Below are 14,637 nucleotides of genomic sequence, written 5' to 3'. Positions count from 1 at the left end.
CCGTTGGGGTGTTGGGTCTTCAGGAAAGCCCGAGTGGCTGAGGAAGCAGAAGGGCGGCGGTCGCCGCCAAGGGTGTTCCGACGAGGACGAGGCGAGGACGATCCCTTCGATGGCCGCCAACTCGTCGGGAGTCCACTCTCGATCGCTTATGGAAGTCGCGCCCTGCCGCCGCAGTCTGCGGAACGCCGTGGTCGCCACGTTGGCGGAATACTTCCTCACCTGATCGGTCGGACCCGACAGCACGCCCTCCACCACGGCGGTGCACACATATGCGACCGCTCCTACCAGAACTTCGGTCGAGTCGGTATCGAAACCGCTCCCGAGCGGATCGTCACTACAGGAGATATTTGCTTTCGCCGGCAGGATGGATCAATTCCACCAGCGGAGTGGGTGCTGTTGCCATGAGCTGACGTTAGAATACTGACCACAAAGAGTAGTCGTTAGAACACTGTCAATATGGTGACACCTTGATGCGCTTTCCCGCAGGAAGTGCGAGGGAGGTTGCCCTACCTGGGAGCGTCGCCCTCCTTGGCTCGACAAGGGGCCGGACCCGGCGTCGACAAGGCCGCTGAAGTGTGGCCGTGCGGCCAGCGGGCAGGGCCGCCGAGATCGCCTAGCCTCTGCGGATATGAGTGCAGGTCCCGAGCGGATGCCCACCATGTCGCCCTATGAGGAGCGACGCTGGTCGGAGTTGCAGCGGCACTGGGCGAAGAAGGCCGAGCGCCGCCAACTGCTCCCGCCGAAGGCAGGGCTGTGCTCGGCGAGGCAGGCGGACAGGTAAAGGATGCCGCCCGCAAGGCGGGCAAGGCCGTCTCGAACGTGACGCCCCCGGTGGTCAAGGAGGGCCTTGAGATGATGGCCGATGCCGCACTGGTCCCGGTCGCCAGGCAGGCAGTACACCTTCTCGAACTCGTGACCGACTGGACGACCGAGCTTTCGGACCCCGAGAAGGTCTTGGAGCATCACCGAGCAGCGGGACGCGACGTCGCGAGACTGGCGGATCTCAAGGATCTGGACCTCGAACATCTCGACGACTTCTCCCGAACGATGGCCCTGAGGTGGCGGACCAGCGGGGCGCTCCAAGGTGGGGCAATGGGTGTGCTCGCCATGGTTCCGTTTGCGGGCGGCCTCGCCGCCATCACCTTGGACATGGTCGTGATGCACGTGCTCAGTACCGCCGTCGCGACGCGGGTCTGTTACGCCTACGGGTTCGACGTGAATGACAGTGAGATGAGCCACCTGGTCGACCGGATGGTGGTGCGCGCCTATCGCAACCAGGCGTCGAAGGTCGACACCACTCGAAGGGCCGGCGCGGCATTCAACGTCGCCAAGGACCGGGTGCGATGGAGCCAGAAATTGCGGGACGACCACCGACTGATGGCGGCGGTCGAGAAGCTCATGAAGCAGTTCGCGAACGGGCGCACGGTCCCGGTCGACAAAGTTGCGAAAGCAATGCCGGTGATTGCCGTCATCGCCGGAGCTGGCACCAACGCATATGTCCTCGGCGACGTCGTGCGTCAGGCTCGCCGCTACGCCCAGACCCTTCACCTGGCCGAGAAGTACGGACTGCCCGTCCCCGAGAACCTCCGACACCAGGCCGACCGCGACTGAGCCTCGGGCGCGCTTGAGCATCAACCTTTGCTCGTGGCGTGTTCGGTCCCTGGCTCGACTGTGGCGTTGGGGGACGAGCTCTGGTCGGCTGAGGTGATCGGGTTCGTTCGCGTCAAGGCGAGGGCGGTCGCCGCGAGTACGGGTGGCAGCAGGAACGGGGCGCGGTGTCCGAATTGCTCCACGAGTACGCCGGCGAGTGACTGGCCTGCGGCTGTGCCGACGGGCCCGGCGCCGCAGACGATGGTCATGGTGGTCGCGACTCGGGTGGGCGCCAGTCGCTCGGTGATGGCGTAAATGGTGATCAGGTATGGCGCGACAGCGATCCCCGCCACCAGGACGACCGCCACGAGTGGCAGCCGCACTCCCCCGGCGGGCAGCAGGATCATGGCGATGAGCAGCCCGAGAGCGGAGAGACGATAGCGGGTCCGCAGGGGCACCCGAGGTGGGAGCCAGGCGTAGGCGATGCCGGCCAGTGCACTGCCGGCGCCGAGCGCGGCGTACAGCATCCCGCCCGCAGCGGGGTTGTCTGCTGCGGTGGCGTGCGCCGTCACTCCTACCTGGATGGTGCCGAAGATAGCGCCCATGATCGCCATGGCCGCACACATCGCTGCCAACCCTGTCCTGGGCAGCGGCGATGTCGATGTCTGCGACGGCGTCGGTTCGGGCGCGGTCTCGTACAGCAGCGCCATGGGAACCGCCGCGCCGAGGAGGAGCACGATGCAGGCCGTCAGTGGCGCACCGGCTGGGACCGGCGCCCAGGCCACAGCGAGAATCCCGACGACGGCAGGCCCGGCGATGAAACTCGCTTCGTCCGCAGCCGCCTCGTACGACAGCGCGGTGGTGACCAGACCCGGTTCTTCCGGCCGCGACTGCGCCAGATAGGACCAGTGCACGCGGATCAGGGGACCTACCTGTGGTTGAGTCGCGCCGACGAGGACAGCCGCAGCACAAAGCGCTGGACGGCCAGCGACGGTGGCGGCAAGGAGACCGGTCAGGGCGATGACGTTCGCGACGGACATGAACAAGCCAAGCTGACGGATGCCGGTGCGATCCGCGAGCCGTCCCACGACGATGCCTCCCGCGCCGATGGCGAGGCTCTGCGCCGCGGCGGTCGCACCGGCAAAGGCGTAGCTGCCCGTGGTGTGCTGTAGCAGCAGCAGCGTGCCCAGGGGCGTCATCGCGTACGGCAGCCGCGCGAAAAACCCGATGGGAAAGACGGCGAAACGGGTCGCGCGGGCAAGGTTTCGGTACGACAAGGCGTTCTCCTCGCATAACGAAGAGACGCGCCTACCCAGCCACCGGACGCGTGCAGATCCCGATTCTGCGCGCAGACTACCAGCGCAGGTGCCTGACCTTCGGGGGCAGGATTGCCCGCCGGGAGCCGCCACGTTCGTGAATGACTATCTGCTGCGTGACGGTATGGCCGCAGTGGCCGATGATGCATGTTGTGAGGGGACGACGACGGGACACGGTACGGCGGGCCGGACACATCCTGTTCTGTGTCGGACTGCTTGCGGCGATCATGTCGATCGTGGTGAAAGCCCTCGACGCCGACGGTCCGGAGGAGCTTCAACGGTGGGGGACCTGGGCAGACATCATCGCGGCGCTGTCCGGCACCGTCGCCACCGTCATCCTGGTCTGGGAGAAGCGCGCTCGGCGCGCGGATCCGCCGGTGGTCGACGAGGACCGGATCGGGCGGGCGCTTGCCGATCTCGCAAGCCGGATCCGGGCGGACTGGGCGGAGGAGGCGGTACGGCGGGAGGTCACCCGGCCGGCGCCGGTGCTGGTGCACTGGTCGTCGACGGGCCGGCCCGCCGCGGCCCGGCGATTTGTCATCGACGATCGACTCGGGGGTGAATGGCAGCAGTTACCGCTGCGCGGTAAGACTGATGAGTCGAACAACGACATCGTGGAGGCGTTCCGCAGCCTGCCGCACCGACAGTTGATGGTTCTCGGTGACCCTGGTGCGGGCAAGACCGTGTTCGCGATGTTGCTGACCCTCGGCCTGATCCGCCGTCCTGCCGCCGGCGAGCCGTTGCCGGTACTCCTCTCCATCCACGCTTGGGACACCGCCGAGCGGTTGGATGACTTCGTGGCCCGCCGGCTGGCCGAGGACTACGGTGACGTGCTGGCCGACCACGGCGACCCGCTGGCCTTCGCGCGGCGTCTGGTGGAAAAGCAGCGGGTCCTGCCGATCCTCGACGGCCTCGACGAGCTGCCCGCTGATGGCATCGCTCAGGCGATGGACCGGCTCGACCTGTTCGCCGCGGCGGGGCGACCGCTGGTCGTGACCTGCCGCAGCGACGAGTACGAGCAGGCCGTGGCGCGCAGCCGCGTGCTGTCCCGTGCTGCGGTGGTCGAGTTGGCGTCGGTGGAAGTCGAGGATGCCATCACCTACCTGTCCGAGCCGGTGCCGGATCCGCGCTGGGAGCCGGTCTTCGCCCACCTGAGGACGCACAGGGATGGGCCGCTGGCGGAGGCGTTCTCCACCCCGCTGATGGTGGCCCTTGCCCGCAGCACCTACCAGGCTGTGCCCACGGCGGATCCGGTGGACCTGCTTGAGGCGGCGGAGACCGCCGCCGGGCAGCGCTCGGTGGAGGCTCGGCTGGTGGCGGCTTTCGTCCCTGCGGTCTACCTGCCACGGCCCCGCCGCGGCACGTCTGACCAGTCGCCGGCCGTCGACGTCACCTACCACCCGGAGCAGGCACAACGCTGGTTGATGTTCCTGGCCCGGCACATGAGCGAGCATGGCGTGCAGGACGTGGGTTGGTGGGAGCTGAACCCGCTCATCCGTACCGGCTTCGTCGCCATCTCCGGCGGCCTGGTCGCCCTACTGACGGCGCTGCTGTTCGTACCCGTCTTCGGTCCCGCCTTCGGGCTGGTCGTAGCCGCCGTGGCGGGTCTCGGCACTGTCGCGGTCGCGCGCGGTACGGGCGGGCCACCGCAGAGCATCCATGCGGAGGAGGCAACCCCCCGGTCGGCCCTGTCCAGGGAACGAGCACGTGCGATATCCCGAGGCTTACGGGGTGGCGCGCTCATCGGTGTCGCGATCGGCCTGCTGCTGGCGAATCTGCTGGGCCTGAGAATCGGGTACGCCGGACTCTTTGTCGTGGTGTTCGGCTCGGCGTACGCCCTGGCCACCATGCTCGACCACCCGTGGGGCTCGTTCTTCGTGGCCCGACTCTGGTTGGGCGTCACTGGCCGGTTGCCGTTCCGGCTGGCCCGATTCCTCGACGACGCCCACCGCCGGGGAGTGCTCCGCCAGTCGGGTGCACGCCATCAGTTTCGGCACCTGATCCTGCAGGAGCATCTGGCCGGTGGGGTAAGTCCGCTGTCCGCCGCGCCTCCCGCGGCGACAACGTCGCAGGAGGCCGACGGGCACCGACCAACGCTGCACCAGCAGCGGATCCGCCTCTGCGTGGCGGCGGTAGGTCTGGTCTTCCTGATGATGTTCCTGCTCTCCACCGCACAGTGGGCGCCCACCTATCGGTCCGGAGACCGGCCCGAAACCGTCAAGGACGTGGGCTGCAGTGCCTCCGGTGGCAGCGCGGGCTGCTACGAGTACATTGCCGGCTACCAGTGGCAGGTCGGCCCTGGCGGCCAGGTCAGCACCACCTTCGCCTTCCCGAGTAGGCAGCGGGTGATCCAGTTCCGCGGCGTGGCCGGCGAGTTCAAACTCCCTCCGTCGAACGGCTGCGCCAACGCCGTCTTCGAGTGGCAGCTGACCACTGAGGGGCGGCTGTTGCGATCGGGAGGGGTCCGCGCCACCGGGAGTCGACTCGACCCTGCGCACGCGCCTCCGCACCAGACGAGAACCGTCGCGGTGTCCGTGCGCCGCACCGATACCGAACCATGTACGGCGGTTCTGCACTGGGACCGCCCGGGTGGGCTGTACCGGGGCGTCATCCCTGGCTCTGGTCCGTGGGGCTGACGCACATCGCCGAAGACCCCGCCGCTACGGTTCACCGGTCGCATCGAAGCGCGCCACACCCGTCCTTGGTCGGGCCTCCGAGAGCGGGACAACCGCGAGAACCCCATCCGCTTGGAGGAGAATTCAGGCATGGCAGCCGAACCACCGCGCACTCCCCAGCAACGCAAGCAGGACACGCTCGCCCGCCTCGACCGCGACCTGGACGCGTGGGTCGCCTCAGCGGACCGGGACGGCAACGCCTACCTGGTGCCGCTGTCCTTCCTCTGGGACAGCGTGGCCTTCACCTTGGCCACAGCCGAGTCCAGCCCGACCGCGCGCAATCTGCGTGCCTCTGGACGAGTACGGATGTCGGTCGGTACGACTCGCGACGTGGTACTCATCGAAGGCAGCGTCGAGACGTTCTCGCGCGAGACCGTACCGGTCGACCTGGCCGACGCATTCGCCGCGAAACTCTGGGACGCGCGGGTCGGCACAACCCGCTACGCGTACTTTCGAGTGACACCTCGCCGGATACAGGCGTGGCGGGAGGAGAACGAGATCGCCGATCGTGACCTGATGCGTGCCGGTCACTGGCTCGTCTGACGGGTCGTCCTCTGCGGCACGTCCTCCGCGGGGAGATGTCTACTTTCGGGTGACGCGCGCGCCCACGCGCTCACCCGAAGCTGGTGCGGTCGCGAACCGTCACCTCGGGTGCGGCGCCGATGACCGAGGTCCCCCGGCCTTGCCAGCGCGACAGCCCGCTCAATCGGAACGAGTTGGGAGCCGGGAGGTCGCCAGGGCTCGTACCTCGCGATCCCCCAGCGCGCTGCCTCCCGGAGCCGGTCAGCGACAACCCAGCGTCGACAGGTCAATCGGTGATCACCGGCCAGGCATAGGCGAGCAGGGCGCAGGCCGCCCCGAGGAGCGCGAGTGAGACGCCCCGGGTGCGCAGCGGCAGGGCGGCGAGCACGATCAGGATGACGGCGATGATGTAGAGAAATGCCTGGACCGACATGTGTTCTCCTCGTCTGGGGATTGATGGCCGCTAACTCTATCCGCAGCCCGACAGTAAGGCGGACCGCACACCGGTGCCCCGCACCTGCTGGTGGCGCGAGCACGTCCAACGACAGCCGCTGCGCGTCGTGCCGGGCGGCCAGCCCACCGAGGCGGCCCCGACTGGTCACGATCACCAGAGAGCCGGCGCCGCCAGGCAACAACGGCTGGATGCGCGGTGTCTCTGGCGTTGTCGAGCAGGAACAGCAGCTGCCTGTCCGCGACCACGCTCCGGTAGAGACTCGCCGCCTCATCGACGTCGTCTGGTACCTGTGCGGGTGGCACACCGAGCGCGCGAAGGCAGCGTGACAAGGCGTCCAGCGGCGCGAGCAGTGCACCGGGCGAGTAGCCGCCCAGGTCCAGAAAGAGCTGCCCACCATCGAACAGCGGCCGCACCCGGTGCGCCCACCGGATCGCCAGCGCCGTCTTGCCGACCCCGGCCGTACCGACGATCGCGACGACCGCCAGGGCACCGCTTTGCCGAGCCCGACTCAGCATGGCGTCCATCTCGGCAAGCGCGTCGTCGCGACCGGTGAAGGTCGACAGGCTGGCGGGCAGTTGAGCCGGGCGCAGGCCCGCTCCGGCGTCCCCGGTGTCCGGCGCGGGCCGGCGCGGCGGAAATTGCTGCCGCAACACCCGTAGGTGGGTCTCCGCGAGCCGCGCTCCCGGCTCGACGCCCAACTCGTCGGCGAGTCGGTGACGGATCCGCTCGAACACCCGCAGCGCCTCGGCCTGATGCCCGGACTCGGCCAGCGCCGTCATCAACCGCACGACGAGGCCCTCGTGCCAGGGGTTTCCGGCCACCAGCCTGCGCAACGGCGCCACCGCGGCGGCGTGCCGGCCGAGCGCGAACTCGGCGTCGAACAGGTCTTCGGACGCGGCCAGCCGCTTGTCGTGCAGGCTGGCTGCGGTCCCCGACACGAACGCGGCGGACGCGCCAACGACCCCCACCTCAATATATCGATCACATTGTATTCGTCTGCGCCTGCCCGGCTATCGGACGGCTAGCCGATGGCAAGGGGGCCCGAGCAGCCTCATGGGAGACCGGGCGGGTGACCCGGATCAATCTGTAAAGGAGCTTCAATGAAAGGAAGAATCCGCGCTGCCGTCGTCGCCGCGACGGTGCTCGGCCTGGTCATCGCGTCAGTCGGCAGCGCACAGGCCGGCCCGCCGTCGCAGCCGTCAATGCGTGACGCACGGGCCGCCGCAGTGGCGTCGGGCGACATCGCATCGATGGCCTCCGGCGCCACCTGGTCCACGACCTGGGCCAACGCGAACCCGGTCACCTCGGTCTACCTGGTCGGCGCGTCACCCCAGGGCAGTTACCCCATCACCTGCCAGTTCGAGGTCACGCGCATGACTTACCTCCAACGCATCAACAGCAACGGATCATCCGAGCGCCAGATCACCATCTCGTTCAAGAACCTCGGCGGGACCACCTGTGGAGGGCTGGCCGAACTGCAAACCCTCCCGGCCTGATCCAACACCCGCCCCCGCGGCCATCGCACGACAACCACCCGTTGTCGTGCGATGGCCGTGCTGCCATCCAGGCCGGCTGGGCACACCCTGGTGCGTCAGAGCCCCTCGTCGGCCCGCGGACAACCGGTCAACCGTCCGACTCCTCATCGTCGCCGGGCACGGTCAGACCCTGCTCGCCGAGGAAGCCCCACCAGCCGTCGTGGTCGTAGCCGATCTCGCCGTAGCCGGCGCCGAAAACGTAGTAGGCGAGGAACGAGTCGAGGTCCGGCGCGACCTCGAGGAAGAACTCGCGGGCGAACCACTCGTCAGTGGTCTCCGCGGGGAAGTACCAAACCGCGCCGGTGTCGCGTCGGATCAGCAGCGGCTCTTCGTGCAGCCGGCCGAAGACCAGCCACTCGTGGGGTTCGTCAGCGACGCCGGTGAACTCGGGCATGTGCTCGAGGTAGTGCTGATCGGCGTAGATATTCGCGGCTCCGGCCAGATCGAACGCGCCGGCCCGGATGCCGTCGGCGGTCTCCAGCAGCTCCCGGACCGACTGGGGCAGCTCGGCCGGAATCGTGTCGGCCGGAGCGCCCTCGTGGATCTGAGCCCAGTACAGCGTCGCGGGCTGGTCAGCCTCCAGGTCGGTACGCAGCTCCGCGATGAGCTCCCGCAAATCGGGATTCACGCCACTACCTCTATTCGGAACGGTATTCCACCGGGCAGGTTCTCGCTCTTTACCAGATCTGCCCGCCGACACCCCAGTTCGAGTTATCGCGCAGGAGCTTCAGATTACTGACGTCGGTGCCGCCGCGTCGCGCCTCCCACACCTGGTCGGACTGCTGCTTGCGGAGCAGGCACCACGGGCAACGGAATGACCGAGGCCCTTCATCGCCGTCGGAATTGCCGTGTCGGACCTGGCGGTTACCGGAGGCGGCGTCGCATCCAGGCGAGTGTGGCCTCGGCGATCTCGCGCCAGCCGCTGTCGATCGGCATCGAGTGCCCGCGGTCGGAAAACTCCTGGTAGTCAGTGATTGCCGACGAGGCGCGGTATCGCTCGACAGTGGCCCGGACGACGGCCCGATGCGCACTGTGGTCCTTTCCGCCGGCGACCAGAAGCAGTGGTCCCCGGGCCGAATTGGCAGCGTCGATCGTGGCCGGTGAGCGTCGGGTGAGGTTTGCGAACACCAGCTCGAAGACCGGCCTGCCTGGTGACGGGATGGCCCACTGCCGGTACAACCGGTCGGATTCGAGCGTGGTCAGCGCATTGCCGTGGCTGTAGCGGAACTGCCGTGCGGTCAGCGACAACGCGCGCCGCCGGTTGGCCGGGTTGCGCAGCAGCGGCCAGCCCACCGGAATGCTCGAAGGCGCACGGTTGGCCACACCTCTGATCGGTGGAGGTTGCAGCGCCACCGCCGCCGCCGCGAGGCCCTGATCGAGGAGGCGCTGCGCCACCAGGGCGCCGGTCGAGTGGCCGATGACGACCGGCCGTTCGCCGAGCGCGCCGATGATCTGCGCGTGGTGCGCGACGATGTCGTCGATGCCGATGCCGGCGACCCGGTCGGGCTCTTGCCGCGCTGCCGCGACGGTGCTCGGCTCACCCGGCCAGCCTGGGTTTACCGGGTCATATCCCGCTGTCCGAAACAGCTCGACCCAGCTTGCCCAGGACGCGGCATGCAGGAACATGCCATGGACGAACATCACCGGCGTGCCGGTCGCTGCCATCTCTTCCCCTCCCGAGGGCATCCGCACCAGAAGCCGCGGCACTCAACCGCCAAAAAGCGATGGCACGGCGCCGATCACGGGTGCTCCGGGGCTACCTTACGAACCGGCGTGGCGGGATGTGATCCCTCGGTCGAGGGAGCACATCCCGCAGATCGTCTCGGCCTCGACCTGGTCGTGGCTTCTCAACAGTGATTCCGGGCTGCTCAACGCGGCGCTCGGTGCGTAGCCCCCGGTTCGCGGCGGATGCGGATGCGGCCGCAGGTTCATGGCGGCGATGGCAACCGGCCGGGCCAGCAGCCGCGTCGGCGCGCGTCCGGCGACGGGTCAGGGCGTCCAGCGCACGCCCGGGTTCACCCGTCCGGACCAGTCGAAGACGGCCATGTTGTCCCACTGGTTTCCGGTGCCGTTGATGTTGGCCGGGTCCCAGCCGTTGCCGTTGACGGCGTACCAGGTTGGTTCCCAGTAGAAGACACCGATGGCCCCCGCGTTGCGGGCCGTGTTCTGGACCCAGTCGAACTCCTGGGCCTGCCCGGACCAGGTCGCGCTGATGCCGTCACAGGTCGCGTTGCCGATGGCGTTCGGCTCGCTGTCGGCGTTGTTGCGGGTGAAGGGGTACGCGGTCTCCGCGATCACCACCGGCTTTCCGTAGCGGCCGCGCAGGTCGACGATGTTGTTGTAGAGGTTCGACAGGGTGCCGTGCCACATGCAGTAGTACGACTGGGCAGTGATGTCCCACTGCACACCCTGGGCGCGGATGCCGTCGTAGAACCATCGGGCATTGGCGTTGCTGTCGGCGTTTGCGGTGTGGATCATCACCGGGATGCCGCCGCCGCACGCCTTTGTCGCGTTGTAGCCCTGCTTCAGCAGGCCGGCCAGCGGGGCGAAGTCGTTGTTGACGACCTTGCCCTCGTTCCACAGCATCCCGACGTTGATCTCGTTGCCGATCTGCACGCTGTCCGGCGGGGTGCCCTGCTGGCTGAGGCTGGAGCAGACGTCGTAGGTGAAGGTGTACACGTCGGTACGCAGTTGGCTCAGGCTGTGGCCGGCCCAGGCGGCCGGCTTGTACTGCTTACCGGGGTCGGCCCAGGTGTCGGAGTAGTGGAAGTCAATGAGGACCTTGAGGCCCTTCGCCCTGGCCGTTCTCGCCTGGGCCAACACCCTGCTCTTGTTGTTGTACCCGCTGATCGGGTTGTTCCAGACCCGCAGTCGGACGTAGTTGACGCCGACGGACTTCAGGATGTCCAGGGGGTCGCGGGCGACGCCGGCGGCGTCGTAGTACCTGGCGCCCAGATCCAGGCTGCGCTGCAACGAGGAGACGTCGGCGCCCCGCATGGTGAGCGTGTTCGCGGCGGAGGCGGGCGCGGGCGTGCCGCCGAGCGTGGCGCACACGGCGAGGATGCCGGCCGTGACAGCCCCGAGCAGAGCCCTGCGACGGCGGTGGGGTGCGGCTGGATGCGTGTTCACGAGACTCCTTCTCACAAGGGGACGGGTCGAGCCGGATCAACTCCCTCGCTGATCCCGCCCGCCGGCGGTGGTCGCGGTGAGGTTCCGCGTCGGGCCGCGGCTGGCGACCGTCGGAGCGCGATCAGCCCGCCGTGCAGGCAGCGCCGTTCAACAAGAAGGCGGTCGGCCGCGCGGCGCTGGCGCTCCACCGCCCCTGGAGGCCGAAGGTCGCGGAGCCGTTTGGCGCGAGGACGCGGTTCCAGTCGAGGTTACGGGCGGTCACGGTGGCGCCGGTCTGGCCGACCGTGGCGTTCCATCCCGAAGTGATCTGCTGGTCTCCCGGGAAGCTGAAGGTGACGATCCAGCCGTCGATCGGTGCCGCCCCGGAGTTCTGAACCGTCACCGTGGCCACGAAACCGCCCGGCCACTCGGACTGGTTGCGGTAGGTCACCCGGCAGGTCGAGGGCGGCGGGGGCGGCGGGGTGGACGTCGTGGGCACGGTGATCGTGTTGGACGCGATCGACACGTTGCCCACCGCGTCCCGAGCCCGCACGTAGTACAGGTTGCGCAGCGGCGTCGACGGGGGCAGCGACGTCGTGTACGTCGTTCCCGGCACGGTGGCGACCAGTGTCGAGGTGAACCAGCCATCGAACCGGTAGACGTTGTACCCGAGCACTCCGACGTTGTCCGTCGACGGCGACCAGGACAGCGTGGCGGTCGACGCGGTCACCACGCCCAGGGTCAGGCTCTGCGGCGCGCTCGGTGGGGTGGTGTCCGGGCCGGTGTCCGTCACCGGGGTGACCACGGTCAGCGCGTCCGTCGAGTTCGAGCGGTGTCCGAGGCTGTCCCGGGCGGCCACCCGGAACGAGTACTGCCTGCCCGGCCGGAGGTAACCGGTGATCGTGGTGGTGATGACGGCCCCGACGCTGGCGCTGTAGATCACGTCGTCAAACGCCTGGTAGTACGTGATGTCGTAGCCGGCGATGGCACAACAGCCCGGCGTGGCGGCCGTCCAGGTGAGGGTGACCGACCCGGTCCGGACCTCGCTGGCGGTCAGGTTCGTGGGCGCACTCGGCGGGAAGGGCGAGGTGCTCGGCGTGCTCGGCGCCGTCGTCGGCGGCACGGTTCCGGTCGGCTCCGCGGCGGACACCGCGGCCCCACCGGGCGCCGCCGGGCCGACCCCCGGATACGCCGCTGGCGCCGCGGTGCCGGCGTCGGCCACCGGTACGGCGCTCAGAGCGGTTCCGAGCACCGCCGTCGACAGCACGACGACGGCCAGCAGACCCAGCCGCAGACGGCGGAACAGCGAGGACGAACAGAGGCCTGTCATAGGTCGACGATGCGCCAATGCATCGATGATCGCCAACGCGTCTCACGCCTCGGCCTGCGACCGGGGGGCGAACGCCAAGTTATTGACGGCGCAACTTTCCAGGCGGTAACCTCGAGGCCCATTCATCGATGCTCATCGAAGTGGGTGTTCTGTGCCGCTGAAATCCATCGCCATCGCCGCGTCCGTCGCAGGCGTGCTGGCCACCGCCCCCGCCGCCTCGGCGGCATCCGCCCAAGCATCAGCCGAACAATGGCTACCCGGGAACTGCCCGCAGGGCACGTTCTGCGTCTGGCCCAACTGGGACCACCCGGCGGAAGGTCCCACAGCGACTCCGTCCCTGGTGACCAGCGGCGAATGGTCCGGCAACGTCCTGGCCTTCAACTTCTACAACCACACTTCCCGGAACGCCGAGATCACCTGGTCCTACACGTACCTCGGGTCGAAGCTGTCCGGCTCGTTGTGTGCCCGCCCCGGCGGAGGGGACCTGTATGTGCCCATGTACGTGACGAAGGTGAGCTGGCAGCCGCGCACCTGCTGACCCCGCACCGCCATCTGGTCGTGGGGCTGACATCGGGCGTGGCTTCGCACCGAGCCACGGTGACGGCGGGGCCGCGCTCGCGTGGTCCGTCGTCACCCGATTGGTCACCCAGCACGTGGCTCTGGCTCACCATCAGTCCCCCACCGGCCAGCCTCGGCACTGCAGCTCGTCGACCACCCTGCCAGCACGAAGCGCCCAGAAGATGACCGCTTCGTCGTGGCCGTTTCGCGCGAACCTGATGCCGTCGGCCAGCACGGGGACACTACCGAATCGCGAGATCGACACCAGGTTCGCGCGGGTGACACGGAAATCTCCGAACAGGGACGAGACGGTGAGGTGGCTCGTTCCCACGCTCAGCCGAGCGAATGGCCACGTGGCGTGCTTGTTGCTCCGATAACCCCGCCCCCACGACCGCACACCAGAGTCAACGTAGGCGACGCCCCCGCGCCTGCTGAACTCCCGGTCGATCACCTGCCGATCATCACTGACACTCGCAACATCCGGGCATGAGGGACGGTTCGTTGGGAGCGATACCAGTCGGGGCGGAATTCAACTCTCCCGATCGCTACACTCGCCGCAACCCGGCACCGCCCGCAGACCCCAGCCTGCGCCATCCCCATCGAATGGAGACGCCTGTGACCCGCGACAAGGCGGCACCCCCCGGCATCGACCCCAGCATTCCCAGCGTGGCCCGGGTCTACGACTTCTTCCTGGGTGGCAAGGACAACTTCGAGGTCGACCGAAAGGTCGCCGAGCACGCCCTGCGGATCACGCCGGACGGGCCGGCAGCCGGCCAGGCGAACCGGGCCTTCCTGCGTCGAGTGATTCGCTTCCTGGTCACCGAGGCGGGCATCGACCAGTTCCTCGACATCGGATCGGGGCTGCCCACCCAGGGCAACGTGCACGAGGTCGCCACCGAGCAGAACCCGAAGGCTCAGGTGGTGTATGTGGACAATGATCCGATCGTCCTGACACACGGACGGGCCCTGCTCGCCGCGGAGGGCACCGCGACGGTGATCCAGGCGGACGTTCGGGCACCGGAGGAAATCCTCAACCACCCGGAGGTACGCCGGTTCCTCGATTTCGACCGGCCGATCGGGTTGTTGCTCTTCGCGATCCTGCACCACCTTGGCGACGACGAGGATCCGCGAGCGGTGGCGGCGGCGCTGATCGACGCGCTGCCCTCCGGCAGCTACGTGGCGATCTCGCACTTCCGCGACCCGGCCGAGCGAGACCCCGAGGGCTCCCGCAAGGCCCGCGAGGTCGAGCGGGTCTTCAACGAATCGCTGGGCACGGGCCGCTGGCGTACCGATGAGGAGATCCTCTCGTTCGCCGATGGACTGACGGTGCTGGAACCGGGGCTGGTGCCGCTGGCCGAGTGGCGTCCGGAGCCGGGTACGCCGAGTCCACAGCAGACGGACACCTATCACACCTTCGTCGGGCTTCTCGCCCGCAAACCGTAGGCGCCGTTCCGCTGAGGTCCGTCGCCGGAGCGCGCTCCGGCGTGCTCGCCGTCGGAGCCGGCAAGGCACCCCACCGGGGGCTGACCCGTCGAAAGGCCTCCGACCA

General features: G+C 68.4%; 15 protein-coding genes. 7 read left to right on the top strand and 8 right to left on the bottom strand.

The annotated features are described in order from the left end of the window. Window positions 1-628 precede the first annotated feature (628 nt). On the top strand, window positions 629-781 hold the full coding sequence (locus tag ABZU25_RS23035) for a hypothetical protein (RefSeq protein ID WP_355031428.1): 153 nt from the start codon (window positions 629-631) through the stop codon (window positions 779-781). Further along, window positions 754-1,611, top strand: a complete 858-nt coding sequence (locus tag ABZU25_RS23030; RefSeq protein WP_355031427.1) for an EcsC family protein — start codon at window positions 754-756, stop codon at window positions 1,609-1,611. Before ABZU25_RS23035 ends, ABZU25_RS23030 begins: the two co-directional genes overlap by 28 nt. A 20-nt stretch (window positions 1,612-1,631) precedes the next feature. On the opposite strand, the gene ABZU25_RS23025 is transcribed toward ABZU25_RS23030, so the two are convergent. Continuing rightward, the gene (locus tag ABZU25_RS23025; RefSeq protein WP_355031426.1) at window positions 1,632-2,867 is read right to left on the bottom strand and encodes an MFS transporter; all 1,236 of its coding nucleotides are present in this window, start codon (window positions 2,865-2,867) and stop codon (window positions 1,632-1,634) included. A gap of 191 nt (window positions 2,868-3,058) precedes the next feature. On the opposite strand from ABZU25_RS23025, the gene ABZU25_RS23020 reads away from it, so the two are divergent. Next, window positions 3,059-5,542 carry an NACHT domain-containing protein gene (locus ABZU25_RS23020; RefSeq protein WP_355031425.1) on the top strand — a complete coding sequence of 828 codons (2,484 nt, stop codon included), beginning with the start codon at window positions 3,059-3,061 and terminating at the stop codon, window positions 5,540-5,542. 129 nt (window positions 5,543-5,671) lie between these two features. Next, window positions 5,672-6,124 carry a pyridoxamine 5'-phosphate oxidase family protein gene (locus tag ABZU25_RS23015; protein WP_355031424.1) on the top strand — a complete coding sequence of 151 codons (453 nt, stop codon included), beginning with the start codon at window positions 5,672-5,674 and terminating at the stop codon, window positions 6,122-6,124. A gap of 265 nt (window positions 6,125-6,389) precedes the next feature. On the opposite strand, the gene ABZU25_RS23010 is transcribed toward ABZU25_RS23015, so the two are convergent. Both ABZU25_RS23010 and ABZU25_RS23005 read right to left on the bottom strand, forming a co-directional pair. Then, entirely contained in the window at window positions 6,390-6,536 is a 147-nt protein-coding gene (locus tag ABZU25_RS23010) for a hypothetical protein (RefSeq protein WP_355031423.1), read from the bottom strand. Next, the gene (locus tag ABZU25_RS23005; protein WP_355031422.1) at window positions 6,494-7,525 is read right to left on the bottom strand and encodes a BTAD domain-containing putative transcriptional regulator; all 1,032 of its coding nucleotides are present in this window, start codon (window positions 7,523-7,525) and stop codon (window positions 6,494-6,496) included. The genes ABZU25_RS23010 and ABZU25_RS23005 overlap by 43 nt, the downstream gene beginning before the upstream one ends. A gap of 132 nt (window positions 7,526-7,657) precedes the next feature. On the opposite strand from ABZU25_RS23005, the gene ABZU25_RS23000 reads away from it, so the two are divergent. Then, window positions 7,658-8,053, top strand: coding sequence for a hypothetical protein (locus ABZU25_RS23000; RefSeq protein WP_355031421.1), 396 nt, complete (start codon window positions 7,658-7,660; stop codon window positions 8,051-8,053). Window positions 8,054-8,180: 127 nt separating this feature from the next. On the opposite strand, the gene ABZU25_RS22995 is transcribed toward ABZU25_RS23000, so the two are convergent. The 4 genes from ABZU25_RS22995 to ABZU25_RS22980 form a co-directional block, all read right to left on the bottom strand. After that, entirely contained in the window at window positions 8,181-8,720 is a 540-nt protein-coding gene (locus tag ABZU25_RS22995) for an SUKH-4 family immunity protein (RefSeq protein WP_355031420.1), read from the bottom strand. A gap of 236 nt (window positions 8,721-8,956) precedes the next feature. After that, window positions 8,957-9,757 carry an alpha/beta hydrolase gene (locus tag ABZU25_RS22990; protein ID WP_355031419.1) on the bottom strand — a complete coding sequence of 267 codons (801 nt, stop codon included), beginning with the start codon at window positions 9,755-9,757 and terminating at the stop codon, window positions 8,957-8,959. Window positions 9,758-10,081: 324 nt separating this feature from the next. Beyond that, window positions 10,082-11,221, bottom strand: a complete 1,140-nt coding sequence (locus ABZU25_RS22985; RefSeq protein ID WP_355031418.1) for a glycosyl hydrolase 53 family protein — start codon at window positions 11,219-11,221, stop codon at window positions 10,082-10,084. Window positions 11,222-11,342: 121 nt separating this feature from the next. Then, window positions 11,343-12,530 (bottom strand): cellulose binding domain-containing protein, encoded by a 1,188-nt coding sequence (locus tag ABZU25_RS22980; RefSeq protein ID WP_355031417.1) that lies wholly within the window; start codon window positions 12,528-12,530, stop codon window positions 11,343-11,345. A 151-nt stretch (window positions 12,531-12,681) separates the two neighbouring features. On the opposite strand from ABZU25_RS22980, the gene ABZU25_RS22975 reads away from it, so the two are divergent. After that, window positions 12,682-13,068, top strand: a complete 387-nt coding sequence (locus ABZU25_RS22975) for a hypothetical protein (RefSeq protein ID WP_355031416.1) — start codon at window positions 12,682-12,684, stop codon at window positions 13,066-13,068. Window positions 13,069-13,200: 132 nt separating this feature from the next. Here ABZU25_RS22975 and ABZU25_RS22970 read toward each other — a convergent pair whose 3' ends face one another. Continuing rightward, a complete protein-coding gene (locus ABZU25_RS22970) occupies window positions 13,201-13,539 on the bottom strand; it encodes a hypothetical protein (protein WP_355031415.1) in 339 nt (112 codons plus the stop codon). A 164-nt stretch (window positions 13,540-13,703) separates the two neighbouring features. Here ABZU25_RS22970 and ABZU25_RS22965 point away from each other — a divergent pair, with 164 nt between their 5' ends. Then, a complete protein-coding gene (locus ABZU25_RS22965; RefSeq protein ID WP_355031414.1) occupies window positions 13,704-14,531 on the top strand; it encodes an SAM-dependent methyltransferase in 828 nt (275 codons plus the stop codon). Window positions 14,532-14,637: the final 106 nt, after the last annotated feature.

Source organism: Micromonospora sp. NPDC005215 (assembly GCF_040607915.1).
Taxonomy (GTDB): domain Bacteria; phylum Actinomycetota; class Actinomycetes; order Mycobacteriales; family Micromonosporaceae; genus Micromonospora.
This window is presented reverse-complemented; position numbering and strand designations above follow the sequence as displayed.

What these genes read in the sequence shown, in the direction of transcription:
- ABZU25_RS23035 (WP_355031428.1), top strand. Translation starts at nt 629, where the DNA reads ATGAGTGCAGGTCCCGAGCGGATGCCCACCATGTCGCCCTATGAGGAG.
- ABZU25_RS23015 (WP_355031424.1), top strand. Translation starts at nt 5,672, where the DNA reads ATGGCAGCCGAACCACCGCGCACTCCCCAGCAACGCAAGCAGGACACG.
- ABZU25_RS23010 (WP_355031423.1), bottom strand. Translation starts at nt 6,536, where the DNA reads ATGTCGGTCCAGGCATTTCTCTACATCATCGCCGTCATCCTGATCGTG.
- ABZU25_RS23000 (WP_355031421.1), top strand. Translation starts at nt 7,658, where the DNA reads ATGAAAGGAAGAATCCGCGCTGCCGTCGTCGCCGCGACGGTGCTCGGC.
- ABZU25_RS22990 (WP_355031419.1), bottom strand. Translation starts at nt 9,757, where the DNA reads ATGGCAGCGACCGGCACGCCGGTGATGTTCGTCCATGGCATGTTCCTG.
- ABZU25_RS22980 (WP_355031417.1), bottom strand. Translation starts at nt 12,530, where the DNA reads ATGACAGGCCTCTGTTCGTCCTCGCTGTTCCGCCGTCTGCGGCTGGGT.